The organism is Anaerotignum sp. (assembly GCF_045122575.1).
Classification (GTDB): Bacteria; Bacillota; Clostridia; order Lachnospirales; family Anaerotignaceae; genus Anaerotignum_A.
This window is the reverse complement of the sequence record NZ_JBGVHV010000160.1, coordinates 1-18786: the sequence shown is the minus strand read 5'-3', so window position 1 is coordinate 18786 and position 18786 is coordinate 1. Positions and strand designations below refer to the sequence as shown.

The window sequence follows — 18786 nt, the reverse complement described above, 5'->3', positions numbered from 1 at the left end:
TATCTGCAGATCCTGATGGCGGAGGGGACAGACGAAGCCCTGAACCGTATCCAGAATATCGATGAATTCGTGAATAAGGCGGCGGAATTTGACAAGGCTAATCCCGAAGGCAATCTGGAAGGTTTTCTGGAAGAAGTGGCGCTGGTGGCCGATATTGACAGCTACGAAGAAGGGGAGGAAGCCGTTGCACTGATGACCCTCCACAGTGCCAAGGGGCTGGAATTCCCCTATGTCTTCATCATCGGTATGGAAGAAGGAATTTTCCCCGGTTATCGTGCGGTGATGTACGGCGGGGAAAAGGAAATCGAAGAAGAACGCAGACTTTGCTATGTGGGCATCACCCGTGCCAAAGAAGAACTCTTCCTGACCCATGCGAAAAACCGCATGCAGCATGGTATCACCCAGTATAATCCTCCTTCCCGTTTCCTGAAGGAAATCCCTGCAGATCTGGTGGATCTGCCTACCAGACAGGTTTCTGAAATGGCGAAGAAGTACGACGCCATGACAACGATGAAAAATACTGCCATGGGCAGAAAAAATGTACTGGCTCCTGCCGCAAGGTTTGGCGTAGGAGCAAAGAAGGAAATGCCTGCTCCTAAGGATTTCCAGCTGGATTACGGCGTGGGCGATAAGGTAAGAGCACCCAAATACGGCATCGGTACGGTGGTTTCCGTAAATCCCGGCGGCGCGGATTTTGAGGTGGAAGTTTCCTTTGGTGCCAAGGGCACAAAGAAATTTATGGCGCGCCTGTCCAAACTCATTAAAGTGAGCGAATAATTTGGAGTGATAAAGATCATGACAGACAGAATGAAAGATTTAGTGGAAAAACTGAATGAAGCGGCGAAAGCCTATTATCAGGAGGACAGAGAGATCCTTTCCAATCAGGAATACGATGCTCTTTATGATGAATTGGTGGCTCTGGAAGAAAAAACAGGAACGATTCTTGCGAACAGCCCTACCCAGAAGGTGGGCTATACTGTCCTTTCCAATCTGGTAAAGGTGAAGCATGAAAGCCCCATCCTTTCTCTGGATAAGACAAAGGAAACAGCGAAACTGGCTTCTTTTCTGGGAGACAGGGAAGGCATCCTCAGCTGGAAGCTGGACGGACTGACCATCGTTCTGAAATATAAAAACGGCACACTGGAACAGGCGATCACCCGCGGCAATGGTGAGATCGGGGAAGATGTGACCCATAATGCCAGAGTTTTCGGCAATCTGCCTGTTTCTATCCCTTTTCAGGGGGAACTGGTGCTGCGTGGGGAAGGGGTCATTCCTTACAGCAGTTTTTATCGCATCAATGAAGAACTGGGAGAAGAGGAACAGTATAAAAATCCCCGCAACCTCTGCAGCGGCACGGTGCGCCAGCTGAACAGTGAAATTGCGGCAAAGAGAAATGTGAAATTCTTTGCTTTTACATTGGTCAGTGCGGAAGGAAAGGAAATTTCCGACAGCAAGGCGGAAAATATGGACTGGCTGGCATCTCTGGGCTTTGATGTGGTGGAACACGTCATGGTAAATAGCGGAAATGTAGAGGCGGAAGTAGAACGTTTCCGAAACAAAATTGAGGAGAACGACATTGCCTCCGATGGTCTGGTGATGACTTTCGACAGTATTTCCTATAGCCGTAGCCTTGGCAGAACTTCTAAATTCCCCAAGGATTCCATTGCCTTTAAATGGGCTGACGAAATGGCGGAAACTACTCTCCGTGAAATCGAATGGAATACGTCCCGCACAGGGCTGATGAACCCTGTAGCCATCTTTGACCCCGTGGAATTGGAGGGCAGTACGGTCAGCCGTGCCAGTGTCCATAATGTCAGCATTTTGAAAGAGCTGAAATTGTCTATCGGAGATCGCATCAAGGTTTACAAGGCCAACATGATCATTCCTCAGATCGCAGAAAACCTGACGGGGAAAGTTTCCACGGCGGAGATCCCCGAAAAATGTTTTGTCTGCGGCGGGGAAACGGAACTGAGAAAACTGCGGGACGGGGAAGCCCTTTACTGTACCAATCCCAACTGTTCCGCCCAGCGGATACAGGCGCTGAGTCACTTTGTTTCCCGCGATGCCATGAATATGGAAGGTCTTTCCGAAGAGACGCTGAAAAAATTTCTGGAACAGGGCTTTGTGGAAAATTACCCCGACCTTTTCCGTCTGGAAGAACACAAGACAGCCATCACAGAAATGGAAGGCTTCGGGGAAAAATCATACAACAACCTGATCACTTCCATCGAAAGGGCGAAAGATGTGGAGTTGCCTAATTTCCTTTACGCGTTGGGGATCAACCATGTGGGGCTGAGAAATGCGAAACTCCTTTGTGCTAATTTTGGGTTCGATCTGGAAAAAATCAAAGAAGCCACGGAAGAAGAACTGATGCAGGTGGAAGGCTTTGGTGCGATCATTGCCCACAGTATCCATGCCTATTTCAAAGAGGAAGCCCATCTGCAGCTGTTGGCGGATGCCCTGCAGCATCTGCGTATTGCTGCGGCGGAAGAGGCGGAAGCAGGAGAAAGCCCGCTCATGGGGCTGACCTTTGTGGTGACGGGGGATCTGGAACACTTCGCCAACCGTAAGGAACTGCAGGCACTCATCGAGAAGAGCGGCGGCAAGGTGACGGGCAGTGTGACGAAGAAAACAAACTTCCTCATCAATAACGACATCCATTCCGCATCCAGCAAAAACAAAAAAGCGGCAGAACTGGGCATCCCCATTCTGAGTGAACAGGATTTCATTGAAAGGTTCTTAAAATAAAAGAAGAGGAATAGATAGCGGTTTTTCCGAAAAAGGGGAAACTGCTTTTTTCTTCGGCAAAAGAACCAATTTATTCTATTTTTTTTGTATATTAAATCCATAGAATTTTTCTATTTGTTTTGGTATACTCTGAAAAGATGTATGAAACATTTTAACGGGAAAATAGGGGGATCTGTATGAATCTGAACCAGCTGTACTATTTCAAAACCCTTGCGGAACTGGAACATTATACCAAGGCGGCAGAAAAACTGAATATCTCTCAGCCCACTCTGAGCCATTCCATTTCGGCTATGGAAAAAGAACTGGGGGCAAACCTTTTTGAAAAACAAGGTCGAAATGTCGTTCTGACCAAATATGGTCGCATCTATATGTTTTATGTGGAAAACGCTCTGACCCAGCTGGAACTGGGCAAAAATCAGATCGAACGTCTGGTTTCCGAAGGGGGCGGCCATGTGGGTCTGGCTTATATGACTTCCGTAGGTACTAACTTTGTGCCGGAAAGGATCGCAGGCTTTCTGGATGATCCCCAGAATAAGAACATTTCTTTTTCCTGCTATGAAGGCAATACCAAAACACTGCTGTATAATCTGAAAAGGGAAAAATATGATCTGATCTTCTGCTCCAAGGTGGAAGAGGAAACGGACGTGGAATTTATCCCTGTATTCGAACAGAATCTGGTTGTGATCGTGCCGGAGGGGCATCCGCTTGCAGAAAGGGAAAAGGTGACCATTCAGGATATCTGTCCCTATCCTATGGTGAGCTATACCAAGGAAAGTGGTATGCGCCGCATCATTGACGATATGTTTACCAAAGCACAGATCATGCCCAATATCCTCTGTCAGTTTGAAGATGTAAACGCTATGGCAGGGCTGGTTGCGGCAAATCAGGGCATCGCCATCGTCACAGACGGCAGTGCGCTGAATAATTATAAAGTAAAGAAACTGGAACTGGATACACCCTATGCCCGCCGCGTGGTACATCTGGCCTACGTGCTGAATCGATACCTGCCTCCTGCGGTGGAAAAGTTCAAAGATTTTATCATCCAGCGTACCAAAAATAAAAGATAACAAAGAAACAGTGACCTCAGGCGAATTTTGCTTGAGGTTTTTTTGTTTTCGTACTACAATCAGAATAATGGGAAATTTTACATATATTTAACATTTTTTGTTATAGAAGGGAAGAAATCTATGTTACAGGATCTGGATTACGGCAGACTGGAAAATGAATTCCGCAATGTGTATCCTTCTGATGAGGACACGGTGGTCTGCTTCAGAGGAAATATGGCATTGATACACAGAAATGCAAACAATGAACTGCACCTGCCCACCTATCGGGAAGTGCTGGCCTGGGCGGAAGCGAACAACTGGGAAAGCTGGAATGAAAATAAGACCCAGTATGTATTCCGTCTGCAGGATGTGAACTATTTCATCTGGTGGGGCGAAGGCGGAGAACCTGCCGATCCTTCCTATGCCTATGAATCTACCATGACCCTCCGTCAGGTCGTTTCCAAAAATATCGCTTTCGGCATTATGACGGCATGGCATCTGTTTGACTGGTACAGAAGTAACCGTTTCTGCGGCCGCTGCGGTGCGAAAACGAACCACGATGCCAAGGAACGCATGATGCGCTGTCCGGAATGCAACAACATGATCTTCCCGAAGATCGCGCCCTCCGTGATCGTTGGGGTGACCCATGGGGACAGACTGCTGCTGAGTAAATATGCCAACCGTAACTATACCCGTTATGGTATGATTGCAGGTTTTACAGAGATCGGGGAAACGGTGGAAGAGACGGTAGCCCGTGAGGTTATGGAAGAAGTAGGGCTGAAGGTGAAAAATATCCGCTATTATAAGACACAGCCCTGGGGTGTGACAGGCGGTCTTCTGCTGGGGTATTACTGTGATCTGGATGGGGATGATGAAACCATCACGCTGGATCAGGAAGAACTGGCTATGGCAGAATTTTATCCCAGAAATGCTCTGCCTGCTCAGGATGACGGCATCAGCCTGACAAGGGAAATGATCCGTGTATTTGAAGAAGGCCGTGACAGGGAGTATCGCTAAGAGGATAAAACTATGAACGAAAAAAATAATCATAAAAAGGATATCGTCATCCTCGTGGTCTGCATCGTCCTGCTGTTTCTGGGATGTCTGGCTTTTTTCTCTGCTCGCTGGTATATCACGGAATTCGGGGATACGGGCTTTGACTCCATTCTGTATACGCTCTTTTCTGAAATGAGCGGTACGGACTCGGCTGTGATTCGCAATTTTCTGCTGACGGCGCTCTTGCCCGCACTGGCGGCCTTTGTACTGCTGACCCTCTTTTTCTGGCTCAGAAGGGGGAATGGTGAAAAAATCTATCCCTTTACGAAAAAACGGGCGAGGATCATTTCTCTGGTGCTTTCCTGCGTGATGCTTTTCAGTGCAGCGGTGACGGTAGACCTGCCCGGCTATCTCTATTATGTCAGCCAGCAGTCCACCATCTATCAGGAGGAATATGTAGACCCTCTGCAGGCAGAGATCACCTTCCCCGAACAGAAGCGGAATCTGATCTATATTTTTCTGGAATCCATGGAAAATACATATATGTCTCAGGATGTGGGCGGTGCACTGGACAGAAATACCATGCCGGAACTGACGGAACTGGTGCTGGATGAGGAGAATATCAATTTTTCCCATACGGACGGCATCGGCGGTTTCCACAATATGACCGGCGCCAGCTGGACGATCGGTGCCATGGTAGCCCATACAGCGGGGATCCCCCTTAAAGTACCTATTGGGGTAGACCGCAACGAATATGGTCAGGATTCTTTTCTGCCGGGAGTCAATACCATGACCAATGTGCTGCAGGAAGCGGGCTATTATCAGACACTGATGGTTGGCTCTGATGCGAATTTCGGCGGCAGAAAACCCTATTTTGAACAGCATGGCTTAGACCGTACCTTTGATATTTTCACGGCAAGGGAAGCGGGCATCGTGCCTCCTGGCTACTTCGTTTTCTGGGGCATGGAGGATATGCACCTCTTCGATTTTGCGAAGCAGGAGCTGACGAAAATTGCGGCGCAGGAAGAACCCTTTGCTTTTACGATGCTGACGGTGGATACCCACCGTACCAATGGTTATGTCTGCAGAAAATGCGTTGGTCTGTGGGGAGAACAGTACGAAAATGTGATTTCCTGTTCCAGCAAGCAGGTGGCTGAGTTCATCCGCTGGATCAAACAGCAGGATTTCTATGAAAATACGACCATCATCATTGCAGGCGACCATGTGACGATGGATGAAGGATATATCGACCGTAATGTGGCGGAAGATTATGAAAGAACGGTTTATAACTGCATCATCAACAGTCCTGTGGAAACGGCTTATGAAAAGAACAGACAGTTTGTGGCGGCAGATATGTTCCCGACTACGCTGGCGGCGCTGGGCTGCGAAATCGAAGGCGACCGACTGGGGCTGGGCACGAACCTTTTCTCCGGTAAGCCCACCTTGGTGGAGGAAATGGGGCTGGAGGAATTCGATGGGGAACTGACCAAAACATCGGATTATTATACGAAGAATTTTTTCTTTAAAAGATAAAAAAGAGAAGAAAAGCACCCGAAAGGGTGCTTTTTGTGTTAAAATACATTTCGTTTTCGTAATATGATGAAAGATTTGATTTTGAAAAATAAAAGGAGATAGTATGGAAAATAAACAGGATTTTACACAGGGGAGTATCTTTGGGAAAATGATACGATTTATGCTGCCCATTTTGGGGGCATTGGTTTTGCAGGCCATGTATGGTGCGGTGGATCTGCTGATCGTAGGGCGGTTTGGCACCCATGCGGGGATTTCTGCCGTTTCTACAGGCAGCAGCATTCTGAATCTGGTGACGTTTGTCATGTCAGCGCTGGCTATGGGGGTAACGATCCTGATCGGGCGTTATCTGGGGGCAAGACAGAATGAAAAGATCGGGAAACTGATCGGGAATGCCATTGCCTTTTTCTTTGTGTTGGCAGTGGTGTTGTCTGTTGTTCTGGTGGTTTTTGCCAGACCCATTGCAGTTCTGATGAAGGCGCCGGAAGAGGCCGTCGATCTGACGGTACAGTATCTGCGGATCTGTGGTGTCGGTCTGGTTTTTGTTGTGTTTTACAATCTGCTCAGCTGCATTTTCAGAGGGCTGGGAAATTCCAGACTGCCCTTGATTTTTGTAGCCATTGCCTGCGGGGTGAATATCATTCTGGATCTGATCCTGATCGCGGGATTGGGGCTGAATGTTGCGGGGGCGGCTGCAGCGACCATTGCAGCGCAGGGCATCAGTGTGATCCTTTCTGTTTTTGTGATACGCAGAGAAAATTTACCCTTTGTTTTTTCAGTCAAAGATATCCGCTTTGGCAAAGAAATCGCATCGTTTGTGCGTTTTGGGGCACCGCTGGCTCTGCAGGAGCTGCTGACGAACCTGACTTTTTTGGCGCTGTGTGCCTTTATCAATAATCTGGGGCTGGATGCTTCCAATGGTTATGGTATTGCCCAGAAAATACAGTCCTTTGTTATGCTGATCCCGGCATCCATTATGCAGTGTATGGCTTCTTTCGTTGCCCAGAATGTTGGGGCGGGGAAATTCGACCGTGCCAGAAAAGGGATGTTTTATGGGATGTCCGTTGGAGCAGGGATCGGTGTATTCATTGCAGCAGCAGCCTTCTTCAAAGGGGACGTGCTGGCATCCTTCTTCTCCGGCAATGGGGCTGATATTGCAAGAGCCTTTGAATTCCTCCGCGGATTTGCGCCGGAAGCCATCATTACCAGTATCCTGTTCAGTTTTATGGGGTATTTCAATGGACATGGCCGCTCCCTGTTTGTTATGCTGCAGGGGCTTGCCCAGAGCTTCCTTGTAAGACTGCCCATGTCCTATATTATGAGTATTCAGCCCGAGGCCTCTTTGACGCATATCGGTCTGGCGGCACCGACAGCAACGATGTTCGGTATCCTGCTTTGTGTGATTTATGACTGCAGGATGCATCGGAAAGAAAATCAATAAAGGAATGAAAAAAATCCCTGAAGAAACCTTCAGGGATTTTTGTGTTTGACAGGAATCAATGTGTCAGCAGGAGCATTGCAATGAACAGTGCGCCAATGACCCAGGAACTGCCTTTTACTTTTTTAAATTCGCCGCAGAAAACGCTGATCACAATATAGGAGATCAGGCCGAAAGCGATGCCGTAGGAGATATTGTATGTAAAGGGCATCACAGCCAGCGTCAGGAATGCGGGGATCGCAATTCTCAGGTCATCCCAGTTGATATTTTTCACAGATACCAGCATCAGGAAACCAACGTACATCAGCGCAGCGGCTGTTGTACAGCTGGGGATCAGCTGTGCAATGGGGCTCAGGAACATAGCGATGAAAAAGCCCAGACCGCAGAATACGGAAGTCAGACCGGTACGGCCGCCTGCCGCAACCCCTGCGTTTACTTCGCTGAATGTAGTTACAGTGGATGTACCGCAAAGCGCGCCGATGGTTGTTGCGATCGCATCGGAAAGCATACCTTCGTTCATATTCAGAGGGTCACCATTTTCGTCCATCAGACCGGCACCATGGATATTTTTATGACTCATAATAGCGATTGCAAGGAAGGTGCAGATGGTTACTACCATAGGCATGATATTTCCCCAGTCCTGTGTCAGCAGATTGAAGGAAGCCAGATCAACACACGTGGAAGAACTGGGCACGACAATGCCGGCATTCTGCAGCCCTAAGAAGGCAATAAACAGACCGATACCGCCGGGGATGGCAACTCTGACTGCATTGGGCAGGGAGTCAAAGATTTTTTTACGCAGACCGGTGACGGTCAGTGCGATGAAAACCAGACCTTAGCCCAGAATCAGTACCAGTGCATTGGCATAGGAAAGACCAAAGCCGATGCAGACCGTATAAACGAAGAAGGCATTCAGACCCATACCGCTGGCCTGTACCAGAGGCAGGTTGGAAATCAGATCTGCAACGATCGTGCCAACGATGGCAGGTGCGTTTTCCATGAATTTATTCCATTGTTATAGGGGCATTTTTGTGTGTTCTGAAACAGAAGAGAAAAAGAAAAGCCGTTGCAATGCAACGGCTTCGGAATTTTCCGGATTATTCCCACTCAATGGTACCTGTGGGCTTGGGAGTCAGGTCGAACAGGCAACGGTTTACGCCTTTTACTTCGTTTGTGATACGAGCTGTGATGTGCTGCAGCAGTTCAAAAGGAACGTTTTCTACAGTTGCTGTCATGGCATCTACTGTATTTACGGCACGGATGATGACGCACCATTCATCTGCACGTTTGTGGTCGCGTACGCCAACGGATTTCAGATCGGGGATGGCTGTGAAGTACTGCCATACTTTGCCTTCCAGACCGTTTTTCGCAAATTCTTCACGCAGGATCGCGTCGGATTCACGAACAGCTTCCAGTCTGTCTCTTGTGATGGCACCCAGACAACGAACACCCAGACCGGGGCCGGGGAAGGGCTGTCTGTAAACCATACCGTCGGGCAGACCCAGAGCTTTACCTACTGCACGAACTTCGTCTTTGAACAGCATTTTCAGAGGTTCTACCAGTTCGAACTGCAGGTCTTCAGGGAGCCCCCCTACGTTGTGGTGAGATTTTACTGCTTTTACTGTTTTTGTACCGGATTCGATGATATCGGGGTAGATTGTACCCTGACCCAGGAATTCGATGCCTTCCAGTTTTCTTGCTTCTTCTTCGAATACACGGATAAATTCTGTGCCGATCACTTTACGTTTTGTTTCGGGATCGGAAACGCCTGCCAGTTTGTCCAGGAAACGGTCAACAGCGTCTACATATACCAGATTTGCATCCATTTCGTCGCGGAATACACGTACAACTTCTTCGGGTTCGCCTTTACGCAACAGACCGTGGTTTACATGTACGCATGTCAGCTGTTTACCGATAGCGCGGATCAGAAGGGCTGCTACTACGGAGGAGTCAACGCCGCCGGACAGTGCCAGCAGAACTTTTTTGTCACCGATCTGACGTTTCATCAGTTCTACCTGGTCGTCGATGAAGTTTTCGATTGTCCAGTTCTTTTCTGCTTTACATTCATCGAATACGAATGCGCTCAGAACAGCTGCTCTTTCTGCATCATCTGCAGGGAAAGCTGCGCCGCCTTTGTGGTCAGCCTTCAGGATGGGGAAACCGGCATTGTAAACTGCTTCGGAAGCATCGATTTCTACGCCGTCAACCACACGGTTTACGCCGCCGTTCAAAATGATGCCTTTTACGCCGGGCAGAGCTGCCAGTTCTTCTGCTGTGATGTCATGAGGGTGAATTTCTGTGTAAACACCCATGGCGCGGATCTCGCGGGCAATCTTGAGGTTTTCTGTGCTGCCCAGGTCCAGAATCAAAATCATATCCTGTTTCATAGGTACCTCCCGTTTTTTATTATAAATTTGAATTGGTTACAAGTTGCTTAACTTGCATTTATTCTACCATAATCGGTTCCGTCCGAAAATAGAAAATCACAATTTTTCGTGAAATATGAATCAGAATAATTGGGTAGTGTAATAAGTGAAACTTATTGCTTTTCTGTTTGCTCTAAGAAATGTGATTATTCTGCAGACTTAATTGCTCGCAAAACTGCGATTTCTGTGGCTTTTGCTGCAAGGGTGCCTACCACATCCACAGGGGCTGTGGGTAATTCGATCTCCTCTGTGGAAAGGCAGAAGAGGGTATCTCCGTCCAGAGTGGTGTGGATGGGGCGGATGCATCTTGCCAGCCCGTCATGGGCCATGCCTGCCACCTTTTTGGCCTGCGCCTTAGTCAGCTTCACGTTTGTGGCAATGACGCCGATGGTCGTATTTTTTCCACTAAAGGAAAGGCTTTCCGCCATTTGTATGATGCCGTTTTCCGTAGAGGTGAAATTGCCATGATCGTCCTTTGTGCCGGCGATGATCTTCCCATTTTCGTATACATCCCCGAAGGCATTCACTGCGATCAGTGCTGCCACACGGATGCCGTTTTCCGTTGCTTCGCACCAGCTGCCGATGCCGCTGTTGGTGCAGTGTTCCATGCCCCGCAGTTTGCCTACCGTTGCGCCGCAGCCTGCGCCGTGGTCGCCTTCCAGCAGAATGCTGTCGGAAGCATTTTCGCAGGCCAGCCGTCCCATGGCCTTATTGGGACGGGTGAAGGGGTCTCCATAACCCAGGTCAAATAATACCGCGGCAGGAACGATGGGAACTTTTGTTACACCCACATCAAACCCAATGTCTTTTTCCTCCAGCCAGTCCATGACGCCGCTGGCAGCCTCCAGACCGAAGGCAGAGCCGCCGGAAAGCACCACAGCCTGTACCTTTTCCATGGCGTTGACGGGGTCCAGCAGGTCTGTCTCCCTTGTGCCGGGGGCCGCCCCGCGGACATCTACCCCGCAGACAGCGCCGCCCTCTGCCAGCACCACGGTCACCCCTGTTTTTGCATCGGGGTTTTCCGCCTGCCCAACCTTTAAACCTTTTATATCAAGGATATTTCTTTTCAGTTCCAATTGAAACATCTCCTTTCTGTCGTTTCTTCTTTTTAATATACCCCGTTCGATTCTTTCTGTCTAGGAAAAGTCCATGCACCGAAAAAATTGTCCGCTGATACAATAACGGTAAGATTCTATTTTTGTTGCGGAGGGGAAGGCATGGGGACATACATCGTGCGGGGCGGGAGAAAGATCGAGGGGGAATTTGCTGTCCGCGGCAGCAAAAATGGCACGCTGCCCATACTGGCGGCCTGTATCCTTGCGGAGGATGAAGTGGTGCTGGAAAATATCCCTCTGATCCGAGATGTGCTGCAGACACTGGAAATTTTGCAGGAACTGGGCTGCAGGGTAGAACGAACGGGGCGGACGGTTTTGATTGACAGCCGCCACCTTTTGGCAGTGGAGATCGGCAGCGAAACTGTGGGGAAAATGCGGTCATCCATCCTGTTTCTGGGAGCATTGCTAGCCAGAGAAAAACGGGCGGTACTGGCTTATCCCGGCGGATGTGCCATCGGCAGAAGACCCATCGACCTGCATCTGGATGCTTTTCGGAAAATGGGAGTAACGATTGGCGAAGAGGACTACATTCTGGACTGCAGAGCAGGGCGCATTTGCGGTACAGAGATCCGCCTGCCCATTCCCAGTGTGGGAGCGACGGAAAATATCCTTCTGCTGGCGGCAAAAGCGGAAGGAGTCACGCTGATCCAGAATGCTGCCCGTGAACCGGAAATCGTGGCTCTGGTGCGGTTTCTGCGGGCTATGGGAGCGGAAATATATGGCGAAGGTACCTCCAGTATTCTGGTGGAAGGGGTATCGCGTCTCCATGGCGCAGTGTTTTCCATGCCTGCTGACCGCATCGAAGGGGGTACCTTCCTCTGTGCCGCCGCCATGACAGGAGGAGAACTGCGGCTCAAAGGACTGGAGCGGGAACAGATGGGGGCGGTGCTGGAGGTGTTACGGACAACGGGCTGTCGTTTTCTCTGGGAGGACAGTGACCTGCTCTGGATGCGGCCGCCCAAAAAACTGCGGGCGGATTTTACCATCGTCACGGGCCCGTTTCCTGCCTTCCCTACGGATATGCAGCCTTTGGCCATGAGTTTATTGACATTGGCAAAAGGAAGTTGTATGATTAGCGAAACGGTGTTCGAAGCGCGCTTTTCTCAGGCTGCAGAACTTTGTCGTATGGGGGCGGATATTGTTGTTTCCGGCAGAAATGCCGGTATCCGCGGCGTGGAAAAACTTCATGGGGCAGAGGTGTTTGCCCATGATCTGCGGTGCGGTGCGGCTCTTCTTGCGGCGGCATTGTCTGCAGAAGGGGAAAGCATTGTCCATGGCTCACAGTATATTGAGCGTGGCTATGAAAAAATAGAGGACGCCTTTTCTTTTTTGGGCGGTGTCATCAGCCTGCAGGAAGAAAGGAATGTTTATGTTCAGAAAAAAATCGAAAAAACCGAATAAACAAAACGAAATGTTCGACATCGACCTGATGGAAGAACTGGAATATTATCAGAAACCCAAGTCCGGTCGAGGGATTGACCAGAGGGTCATGATCGGGGCGGCTTTTGGTCTGGTAGTCATCATCGGGATTCTGCTTTCGCCGATCTTTGCTCTGAAAAATGTTGCGGCAGAAGGAGCAAACCATTATTCCGAAGCGGAACTTTGCGAAAAGATCGGCCTTTCCAAGGGGGATAATATCCTGTTCTTCGGCAAGGGCAGAGCTGCGCAGACGTTGGAGGAAGATCCCTATATCGCCGATGCGAAACTTTCCATGCGCCTGCCTGATACCATCGTTATCGAAGTGAAGGAAAGAAAGGTGAGAGGGTATGTGCCCTATATGGGCTCCTACCTTTACATAGACGAAGCTGGTCGTGTGCTGGATGTGCAGGAAGCATGCAGAGATACTCTTCCTGTGGTGAAGGGGCTGGCTTTCGGCCGTTTCACGTTGGGAGAAGTGATCCCTGTGGAAAATCCGGAAGCATTGGACGTGGTACTCCACATCAGTCAGTTGATGGAAAAATATGAACTGCTGGATCTGGTGGTAGAAATCGATGTTTCCAATCCTAAGAGTATCTCTGCCTATGTGAATCAGGTGCAGATCATTCTGGGGGATATGGAAAACGGCGATACCAAGATCCGTTATATGGCAGAGATCATGAAAACCATTCCTGAGGAAGACCGCGGTACACTGGACTTAAGCGAACTGGACAAGCCGAATGGAACAGTTGTGTTCCGATACTTAATGTAGCCAGCGGCTGAAATGAGGGACATACGATGATGAAAAAACAATATTCTGCAGCTCTGACGGCTACCTGTGTGATCCTTGGGGTCATCATTGGGGTGCAGGTGAATACGGTGAAACAACAGAGGATGACCACGGAAAATCAGCGACTTTCCGAGGCGATCCTTGCGTTGAACCAGATGCAGGCGGAGCGGGACACCCTGCTGGAACAGAATAAAGCACTGGAAAAAACAGTGAAGGAATATCAGAACGGCACCCTTGGGGCGGAAATGGAACAGCTGCTTTCCTTTGCGGGGCTGACGGAGGTCAGCGGGGCAGGGGTTACGGTCACGATGACGGACAGCAGCAGTAAAGGCAGCGGCGATATGAACGCCTACCTGGTCCATGCGGAAGACCTGCTTGCGGTGGTCAATGAACTGCACGGGGCGGGGGCGGAAGCCGTTTCCATCAACGGGCAGCGTATGGTAGGCAAAAGCGCCATCACCTGTGCCGGCTCCATCGTCATGGTCAATGGCGTGCGGGTGGCGGCTCCCTTTGAGATCAAGGCGGTGGGGGATGCGGCTGTGCTGGATTCTGCCCTGCATTTTCCCGGCGGCGTGGTGGATAATCTGGCCCCCTGGGGCATCGAGATCAGCGTTCGCAGAGAAATGGCAGTCGTTGTGCCGGCTTACACGCAGACGGCATTGTTCAAAGCTGCAGAAAAGGAGGAATAACCATGTTTGTTGCATTGACCGGCCTTGTCGTCGGTATTGTGATCGGCGTGATGAGCGGCATCGTGTATCCATCGGGTTTTTCCGCCTATGTAGCCATGGGCATTCTGGCCTGTATGGATTCTTTGCTGGGGGGCATTTATGCCAATATGCGGAATGATTTTCACTGGAAGGTGTTTGCTACGGGGTTTGTGACTAATGCCGTGCTGGCTATGGCACTGATCTGGCTGGGCAATCAGCTTTCCATCGACCTTTCCATTGCGGCCATTGTGGTTTATGGCTCACGTATGTTCCATAACTGCAGTAATATCCGACATTGGCTGTTGAACAGAAATGAGGAGAAGAACCCCGCAGAGAGAGAAGTGTAATTTTTATAAAATATTTCGGAAAAAACATAAAATTTTATGCAGAAAACTTGTAAATTTCTATGGAAATCCCTTGTTTTTTCGTGTATAATATAATTTGATAAATTTTTGGAATGAACCTAGGAGGAGATACTATCATGCTTGAATTTGATATCCCTATGAGTAATATGGCACAGATCAAAGTTATTGGTGTTGGCGGCGGCGGCAACAACGCGGTAGACAGAATGATCGAAGACGGTCTGGATGGCGTTGATTTCATTTCTATCAATACAGACGGACAGGCTCTGGCAAAATCCAAATCTGCAACAAAGATCCAGATCGGTGAAAAACTGACAAAAGGTCTGGGGGCAGGTGGCGATCCCGAAATCGGTCAGCGTTCCGCAGATGAAACAAGCGATGATATCGCACAGGCACTGCGTGGTTCCGATATGGTATTCATCACAGCAGGTATGGGCGGCGGCACAGGTACAGGTGCAGCTCCCAGAATCGCATCCATTTCCAAAGAACTGGGTATCCTGACTGTTGGTGTTGTTACAAAACCCTTCAATTTCGAAGGTAAAAAGAGAATGGGCAATGCAGAAAAAGGTATTGCAGAACTGAAAAAGAACGTGGATACACTGGTTATCATCCCCAACCAGAAACTGCTGTCCATCATCGATAAGAAAACAACTATGACAGAAGCTTTCCGTAAAGCAGACGAAATCCTGCGTCAGGGCGTACAGGGTATTGCAGACCTGATCTCCAAACCCGGTATCATCAACCTGGACTTTGCTGACGTTCGCACAATCATGGCAAACAAAGGCATCGCACATATGGGTATCGGCCGTGCCAGCGGTGAAAACAAAGCAGAAGTGGCTGCAAAAATGGCGATTCAGAGCCCTCTGCTGGAAACAACCATCGAAGGTGCAAAATATATCCTGATCAACTTCAGCGGCGACGAAAATCTGGGGCTGTTCGAAACAGATGAAGCAGCTGAACTGATCCGTGAAGCCATCGACCCCGAAGCTGAAATCATCTTCGGTACATCCATCAATGAAGATCTGGTGGACGAAGTTGTGGTTACAGTTATCGCAACAGGTCTGGAAGACAACATTCCTGCTCCCGTGGCAGAACCCGTAAGAAGAGTACAGGTGGAAATGCCCAGAGCAGCAGAAGAAGCTCCTGCAGAAGAAAAAGTGTTGGATGAAGCACGTCCTGCTGCAAGAAGATTTGTAGAACTGGATGATTTCGAATCTGAAATCAAGATCCCTGATTTCCTGACAAGAAAGAAATTCTAATCAATGGAAAATGCCGCAGGCATTTTTCAGGAAGGGTGCAAGAGCGCAACTCTGAGTACCGACCATCAAAACGTACATAAAGGCTTAGGTAATTCTTAAGAATTTCCTAAGCCTTTTTTATTGCATTGACATACAGACTACAAACGTAGTACAATAATAAGACTACAAGTGTAGTTTTCTGTACAGACAAAAGGAGGTGCCTCTATGAAATATAAAATTTCTGATAGTGAATGGAAGATCATGGAGATCATCTGGGAAAATGGATTTGTGCTCCAGAGTGATATTATGGATGCGCTGGATGGCAAATGGAACAAAAACACGGTCTATACCTTTCTGAGCCGCCTGGAGCAGAAGGGGCTGGTGGTGTCAGAGGGCAGCCCCAAGCAGTATCGGGCGTCTGTTTCCAGAGGAGAATGTGTGGCGCAGGAGGAAGAAAGCTTTCTGAATAAAATATACCATGGCTCGGCGGGGAAAATGGTGACGGCCTTTCTGCAGGAGGGGCGGCTGTCTGCTGATGAGGTGGAAGAACTGAAAAAATTACTGGAGGGGATGGACGTATGACAAATCTCTGGACGGTATTATATGCCACCCTTGGCATTACCCTGACGGGGCTGATGCTGGTGGTTTTCAAAAAAATATTTCAGGATAAGCTGAATGCCCGCTGGCATTATCTGGTGTGGCTGGTGCTTCTGGTGCGGGCGGTTTTGCCTGCCAATGTGCGGCTGTTTTCCACCAGCTTTGCCCTGAATACCCTTTGGATGGAGCCTATGAAAAAACTGCGGGGTTCCGTGGAAATGGGCATGGATTCTCTGCTTTCTGCTCCCTTTGGCATGGCAGGCGGCGATCTTTCTTTATTAAAGGAAGGCGCATGGTCGCTGACGGATACGCTTTTTATGGTGTATGGGGCGGGCGTGGCGCTGGTTTTGCTCTATGACCTGCTGATTTATGCCAGACTGCGAAAGGAGATTCGGCAGGGGAGGGAAGGTTCGCCTTCCTTGCAGGAAAAAATCCGACGTACGGCAGAGAAATATCATTTGCCCCTGCAGGAAAATGTGCGGGTTTGCGCGGGGATCGAAACGCCTTTCCTTTGCGGGCTTTTCAAGCCTGTTCTGGTCATTCCCGAAAGCATGGAGGAATTCGTTGACGAAAAAGTCCTCCTCCATGAAATGCTCCATCGGAAATATAAGGATGTACTGGTCAATTTTGCCCTGCATCTGCTGCAGGCGCTCCACTGGTACAATCCCTTTGTCTATTGGCTTTGCCGTATTATCCGCAATGACAGCGAAGCCCTCTGCGACCAGCGGGTGCTGGAAAAACTGGAGGGGGAGGAAAAACGGGAATACGGCATGCTCCTTCTGGATATGGCGGACAGCCGTTATGCCAGCCGTATCGGCACCACCTCCATGGCAAACGGGGCAAAAAATATCAAAACCCGCATCGGGCGCATCGTGGATTTCGGGCGGGCACCCAAGGGAGCGACCTTTGCCGCAGCCTGCATCACGGTGCTGCTGTCCCTGGCTTCCGTCAGCTTTGCCTATGAGCCCAAATATTTCGATACTTCCGGCGTGGAAACGAAAGAAGAACTGGAGCTGCTGCTGGAGGATGCCCGTTATTTCAACGTGACTTCCCCCGAAATGGCAATTTCCATCCTCTATGAAGCCATTTCGGAACGGGACCTGGGCAAACTGGCACTGACTGTCCCTCAGGATGAATTTGAGGCATACAAGGCTTGGGCTTTAGGGGAATATGTTGATGATGACTTGGATGGCGCAAGGTTGGCCTATGGCACGAAAGCCGATTACAAATATCGTTTTTATGACAGGATGCGCTATGAAGCGGTTTACTTCTTTGACCGACAGGTGGACGGCACAGTAACGGGTGCCCTGCATATGGTAGATGAAACAGACGCCCATCTGGAGGATGTGCCTGTGACAGAACGGATACAGTATTTCCGTGTGTTTGAGGAGAATAAAGGAAACTGGTCTGTGGAACTGCTGGGGGAAGAACACTGGCTCTTTGATGTAGATGACCCCAATTATATACACAAAAAATTGAGAGAAAAAATGGAACAGGGCCAGTATACCGTGCAGGGAGACTGGAAGATGGCCGACGCAGTCTACTGTGAGGAATGGGGCGTTGGTTTCAGCGGTTGGGATATGTTCTCTTTCATGAATCAGGGGGAAGCATTGCAGTTCAATGAAAGTCTGACCCCCATGGCTACCCATGGAGCCTATCTGGAATATACGGGAACGGCATTAAAGGAAGAAGGGCAGGTACTTGTCATCTTCATCTGCCCTGCAGACAAAACAAAAGAGGAACTCTGGGATGGAAACTCTTTCCATCGCGATTTCAGTATCGGTTCCAGCGGCAGCAGCTCCGACGGTTTTGAATGGACAGTATTGGAAACGGGGCAGGATTGGGACGGCGTGATTTCTGCCCGCGGAGACAAGAACTGTGAAAATCTGGAAGAAGCCTTTCGGATGCTTTCGGAGCCCTACGAAGTCCGCATTTACTCCCGCGGCGGCCAACTTCTGGAAACCTTCCCCCTGAAGGGAGGTGCCCTCTATGAATGAAATGATGCATGAAGCAAATACGGAGACCAAAACCAGCGAAGCCATCCGCAATATCCGTACTGCCATGGTGCTGTTCCTCATCGATATCAATATCTTCGGTTTTGATATCTTGCCGGATTTCTTCGGCTGGATGTGTCTCATCGGAGCGGTGGATATCCTGACGGGGAAGGCAGAGGGCATCGAACGCATTCGCACCTTCGGGCGGGTCATGTTCTGGTATGAGGTTCTTCTTGTGGTGCTGAACTATGTGGGACATCTCCTGCCTTTTGTCGATGATCTCCTTTCGTATACAGGCATTTTCTTTCTCTCCATCCGCATCTATTTCATGTATATCCTGCTGACAGCGGCAGCGGATGTGGCGGAAAGGGAAGGAGGAGAAG

At 49.3% G+C, this 18786-nt stretch carries 18 protein-coding genes; 14 read left to right on the top strand and 4 right to left on the bottom strand.

Annotated features, from left to right (window positions below; genetic code table 11):
• From ACJMLT_RS07850 to ACJMLT_RS07825, 6 genes are all read left to right on the top strand, one after another.
• On the top strand, positions 1-777 hold a 777-nt coding region (locus tag ACJMLT_RS07850), incomplete at its 5' end, for a 3'-5' exonuclease (RefSeq protein WP_405729068.1).
• Between the two features lie 18 nt (positions 778-795).
• A complete protein-coding gene (gene ligA / locus ACJMLT_RS07845; protein ID WP_405729065.1) occupies positions 796-2748 on the top strand; it encodes an NAD-dependent DNA ligase LigA in 1953 nt (650 codons plus the stop codon).
• 176 nt (positions 2749-2924) lie between these two features.
• Entirely contained in the window at positions 2925-3815 is an 891-nt protein-coding gene (locus ACJMLT_RS07840) for a LysR family transcriptional regulator (protein WP_405729062.1), read from the top strand.
• A gap of 120 nt (positions 3816-3935) precedes the next feature.
• Positions 3936-4811 carry an NAD(+) diphosphatase gene (gene nudC / locus ACJMLT_RS07835; protein ID WP_405729059.1) on the top strand — a complete coding sequence of 292 codons (876 nt, stop codon included), beginning with the start codon at positions 3936-3938 and terminating at the stop codon, positions 4809-4811.
• A gap of 12 nt (positions 4812-4823) precedes the next feature.
• Positions 4824-6323, top strand: coding sequence for an LTA synthase family protein (locus tag ACJMLT_RS07830; RefSeq protein ID WP_405729056.1), 1500 nt, complete (start codon positions 4824-4826; stop codon positions 6321-6323).
• Between the two features lie 103 nt (positions 6324-6426).
• Entirely contained in the window at positions 6427-7761 is a 1335-nt protein-coding gene (locus ACJMLT_RS07825) for an MATE family efflux transporter (RefSeq protein WP_405729053.1), read from the top strand.
• 55 nt (positions 7762-7816) lie between these two features.
• Here the strand turns inward: ACJMLT_RS07825 and ACJMLT_RS07820 are convergent, their stop codons facing one another.
• From ACJMLT_RS07820 to ACJMLT_RS07805, 4 genes are all read right to left on the bottom strand, one after another.
• Positions 7817-8452 carry a solute carrier family 23 protein gene (locus tag ACJMLT_RS07820; RefSeq protein WP_405729050.1) on the bottom strand — a complete coding sequence of 212 codons (636 nt, stop codon included), beginning with the start codon at positions 8450-8452 and terminating at the stop codon, positions 7817-7819.
• A 141-nt stretch (positions 8453-8593) separates the two neighbouring features.
• On the bottom strand, positions 8594-8758 hold the full coding sequence (locus ACJMLT_RS07815; protein WP_405729047.1) for a hypothetical protein: 165 nt from the start codon (positions 8756-8758) through the stop codon (positions 8594-8596).
• Positions 8759-8855: 97 nt separating this feature from the next.
• Positions 8856-10145, bottom strand: a complete 1290-nt coding sequence (guaA, locus tag ACJMLT_RS07810) for a glutamine-hydrolyzing GMP synthase (protein WP_405729044.1) — start codon at positions 10143-10145, stop codon at positions 8856-8858.
• Positions 10146-10330: 185 nt separating this feature from the next.
• Positions 10331-11260 (bottom strand): P1 family peptidase, encoded by a 930-nt coding sequence (locus tag ACJMLT_RS07805; RefSeq protein WP_405729041.1) that lies wholly within the window; start codon positions 11258-11260, stop codon positions 10331-10333.
• Between the two features lie 141 nt (positions 11261-11401).
• Between ACJMLT_RS07805 and murA the strand changes: the two genes are divergently transcribed.
• The 8 genes from murA to ACJMLT_RS07765 form a co-directional block, all read left to right on the top strand.
• Positions 11402-12700, top strand: a complete 1299-nt coding sequence (gene murA / locus ACJMLT_RS07800) for a UDP-N-acetylglucosamine 1-carboxyvinyltransferase (RefSeq protein ID WP_405729038.1) — start codon at positions 11402-11404, stop codon at positions 12698-12700.
• Positions 12663-13487, top strand: coding sequence for a cell division protein FtsQ/DivIB (locus tag ACJMLT_RS07795; RefSeq protein ID WP_405729035.1), 825 nt, complete (start codon positions 12663-12665; stop codon positions 13485-13487). Before murA ends, ACJMLT_RS07795 begins: the two co-directional genes overlap by 38 nt.
• Positions 13488-13513: 26 nt before the next feature.
• Positions 13514-14194 (top strand): DUF881 domain-containing protein, encoded by a 681-nt coding sequence (locus ACJMLT_RS07790; RefSeq protein WP_405729032.1) that lies wholly within the window; start codon positions 13514-13516, stop codon positions 14192-14194.
• 2 nt (positions 14195-14196) lie between these two features.
• Positions 14197-14559, top strand: coding sequence for a small basic family protein (locus ACJMLT_RS07785; protein ID WP_405729029.1), 363 nt, complete (start codon positions 14197-14199; stop codon positions 14557-14559).
• 134 nt (positions 14560-14693) lie between these two features.
• Positions 14694-15833 (top strand): cell division protein FtsZ, encoded by a 1140-nt coding sequence (ftsZ, locus tag ACJMLT_RS07780; RefSeq protein ID WP_405729027.1) that lies wholly within the window; start codon positions 14694-14696, stop codon positions 15831-15833.
• Positions 15834-16037: 204 nt separating this feature from the next.
• A complete protein-coding gene (locus ACJMLT_RS07775) occupies positions 16038-16394 on the top strand; it encodes a BlaI/MecI/CopY family transcriptional regulator (protein ID WP_405729024.1) in 357 nt (118 codons plus the stop codon).
• On the top strand, positions 16391-18406 hold the full coding sequence (locus ACJMLT_RS07770) for a M56 family metallopeptidase (protein ID WP_405729021.1): 2016 nt from the start codon (positions 16391-16393) through the stop codon (positions 18404-18406). The genes ACJMLT_RS07775 and ACJMLT_RS07770 overlap by 4 nt, the downstream gene beginning before the upstream one ends.
• The coding region (locus ACJMLT_RS07765; protein ID WP_405729018.1) for a hypothetical protein at positions 18399-18786 on the top strand (388 nt) is incomplete at its 3' end. The genes ACJMLT_RS07770 and ACJMLT_RS07765, both read left to right, overlap by 8 nt.

Excerpts from the sequence above, each read along its gene's own strand:
- ligA (WP_405729065.1), top strand. The coding sequence starts at position 796 with ATGACAGACAGAATGAAAGATTTAGTGGAAAAACTGAATGAAGCGGCG.
- ACJMLT_RS07840 (WP_405729062.1), top strand. The coding sequence starts at position 2,925 with ATGAATCTGAACCAGCTGTACTATTTCAAAACCCTTGCGGAACTGGAA.
- nudC (WP_405729059.1), top strand. The coding sequence starts at position 3,936 with ATGTTACAGGATCTGGATTACGGCAGACTGGAAAATGAATTCCGCAAT.
- ACJMLT_RS07830 (WP_405729056.1), top strand. The coding sequence starts at position 4,824 with ATGAACGAAAAAAATAATCATAAAAAGGATATCGTCATCCTCGTGGTC.
- ACJMLT_RS07825 (WP_405729053.1), top strand. The coding sequence starts at position 6,427 with ATGGAAAATAAACAGGATTTTACACAGGGGAGTATCTTTGGGAAAATG.
- ACJMLT_RS07815 (WP_405729047.1), bottom strand. The coding sequence starts at position 8,758 with ATGGAAAACGCACCTGCCATCGTTGGCACGATCGTTGCAGATCTGATT.
- guaA (WP_405729044.1), bottom strand. The coding sequence starts at position 10,145 with ATGAAACAGGATATGATTTTGATTCTGGACCTGGGCAGCACAGAAAAC.
- murA (WP_405729038.1), top strand. The coding sequence starts at position 11,402 with ATGGGGACATACATCGTGCGGGGCGGGAGAAAGATCGAGGGGGAATTT.
- ACJMLT_RS07795 (WP_405729035.1), top strand. The coding sequence starts at position 12,663 with ATGTTTATGTTCAGAAAAAAATCGAAAAAACCGAATAAACAAAACGAA.
- ACJMLT_RS07790 (WP_405729032.1), top strand. The coding sequence starts at position 13,514 with ATGATGAAAAAACAATATTCTGCAGCTCTGACGGCTACCTGTGTGATC.
- ACJMLT_RS07785 (WP_405729029.1), top strand. The coding sequence starts at position 14,197 with ATGTTTGTTGCATTGACCGGCCTTGTCGTCGGTATTGTGATCGGCGTG.
- ftsZ (WP_405729027.1), top strand. The coding sequence starts at position 14,694 with ATGCTTGAATTTGATATCCCTATGAGTAATATGGCACAGATCAAAGTT.
- ACJMLT_RS07775 (WP_405729024.1), top strand. The coding sequence starts at position 16,038 with ATGAAATATAAAATTTCTGATAGTGAATGGAAGATCATGGAGATCATC.
- ACJMLT_RS07770 (WP_405729021.1), top strand. The coding sequence starts at position 16,391 with ATGACAAATCTCTGGACGGTATTATATGCCACCCTTGGCATTACCCTG.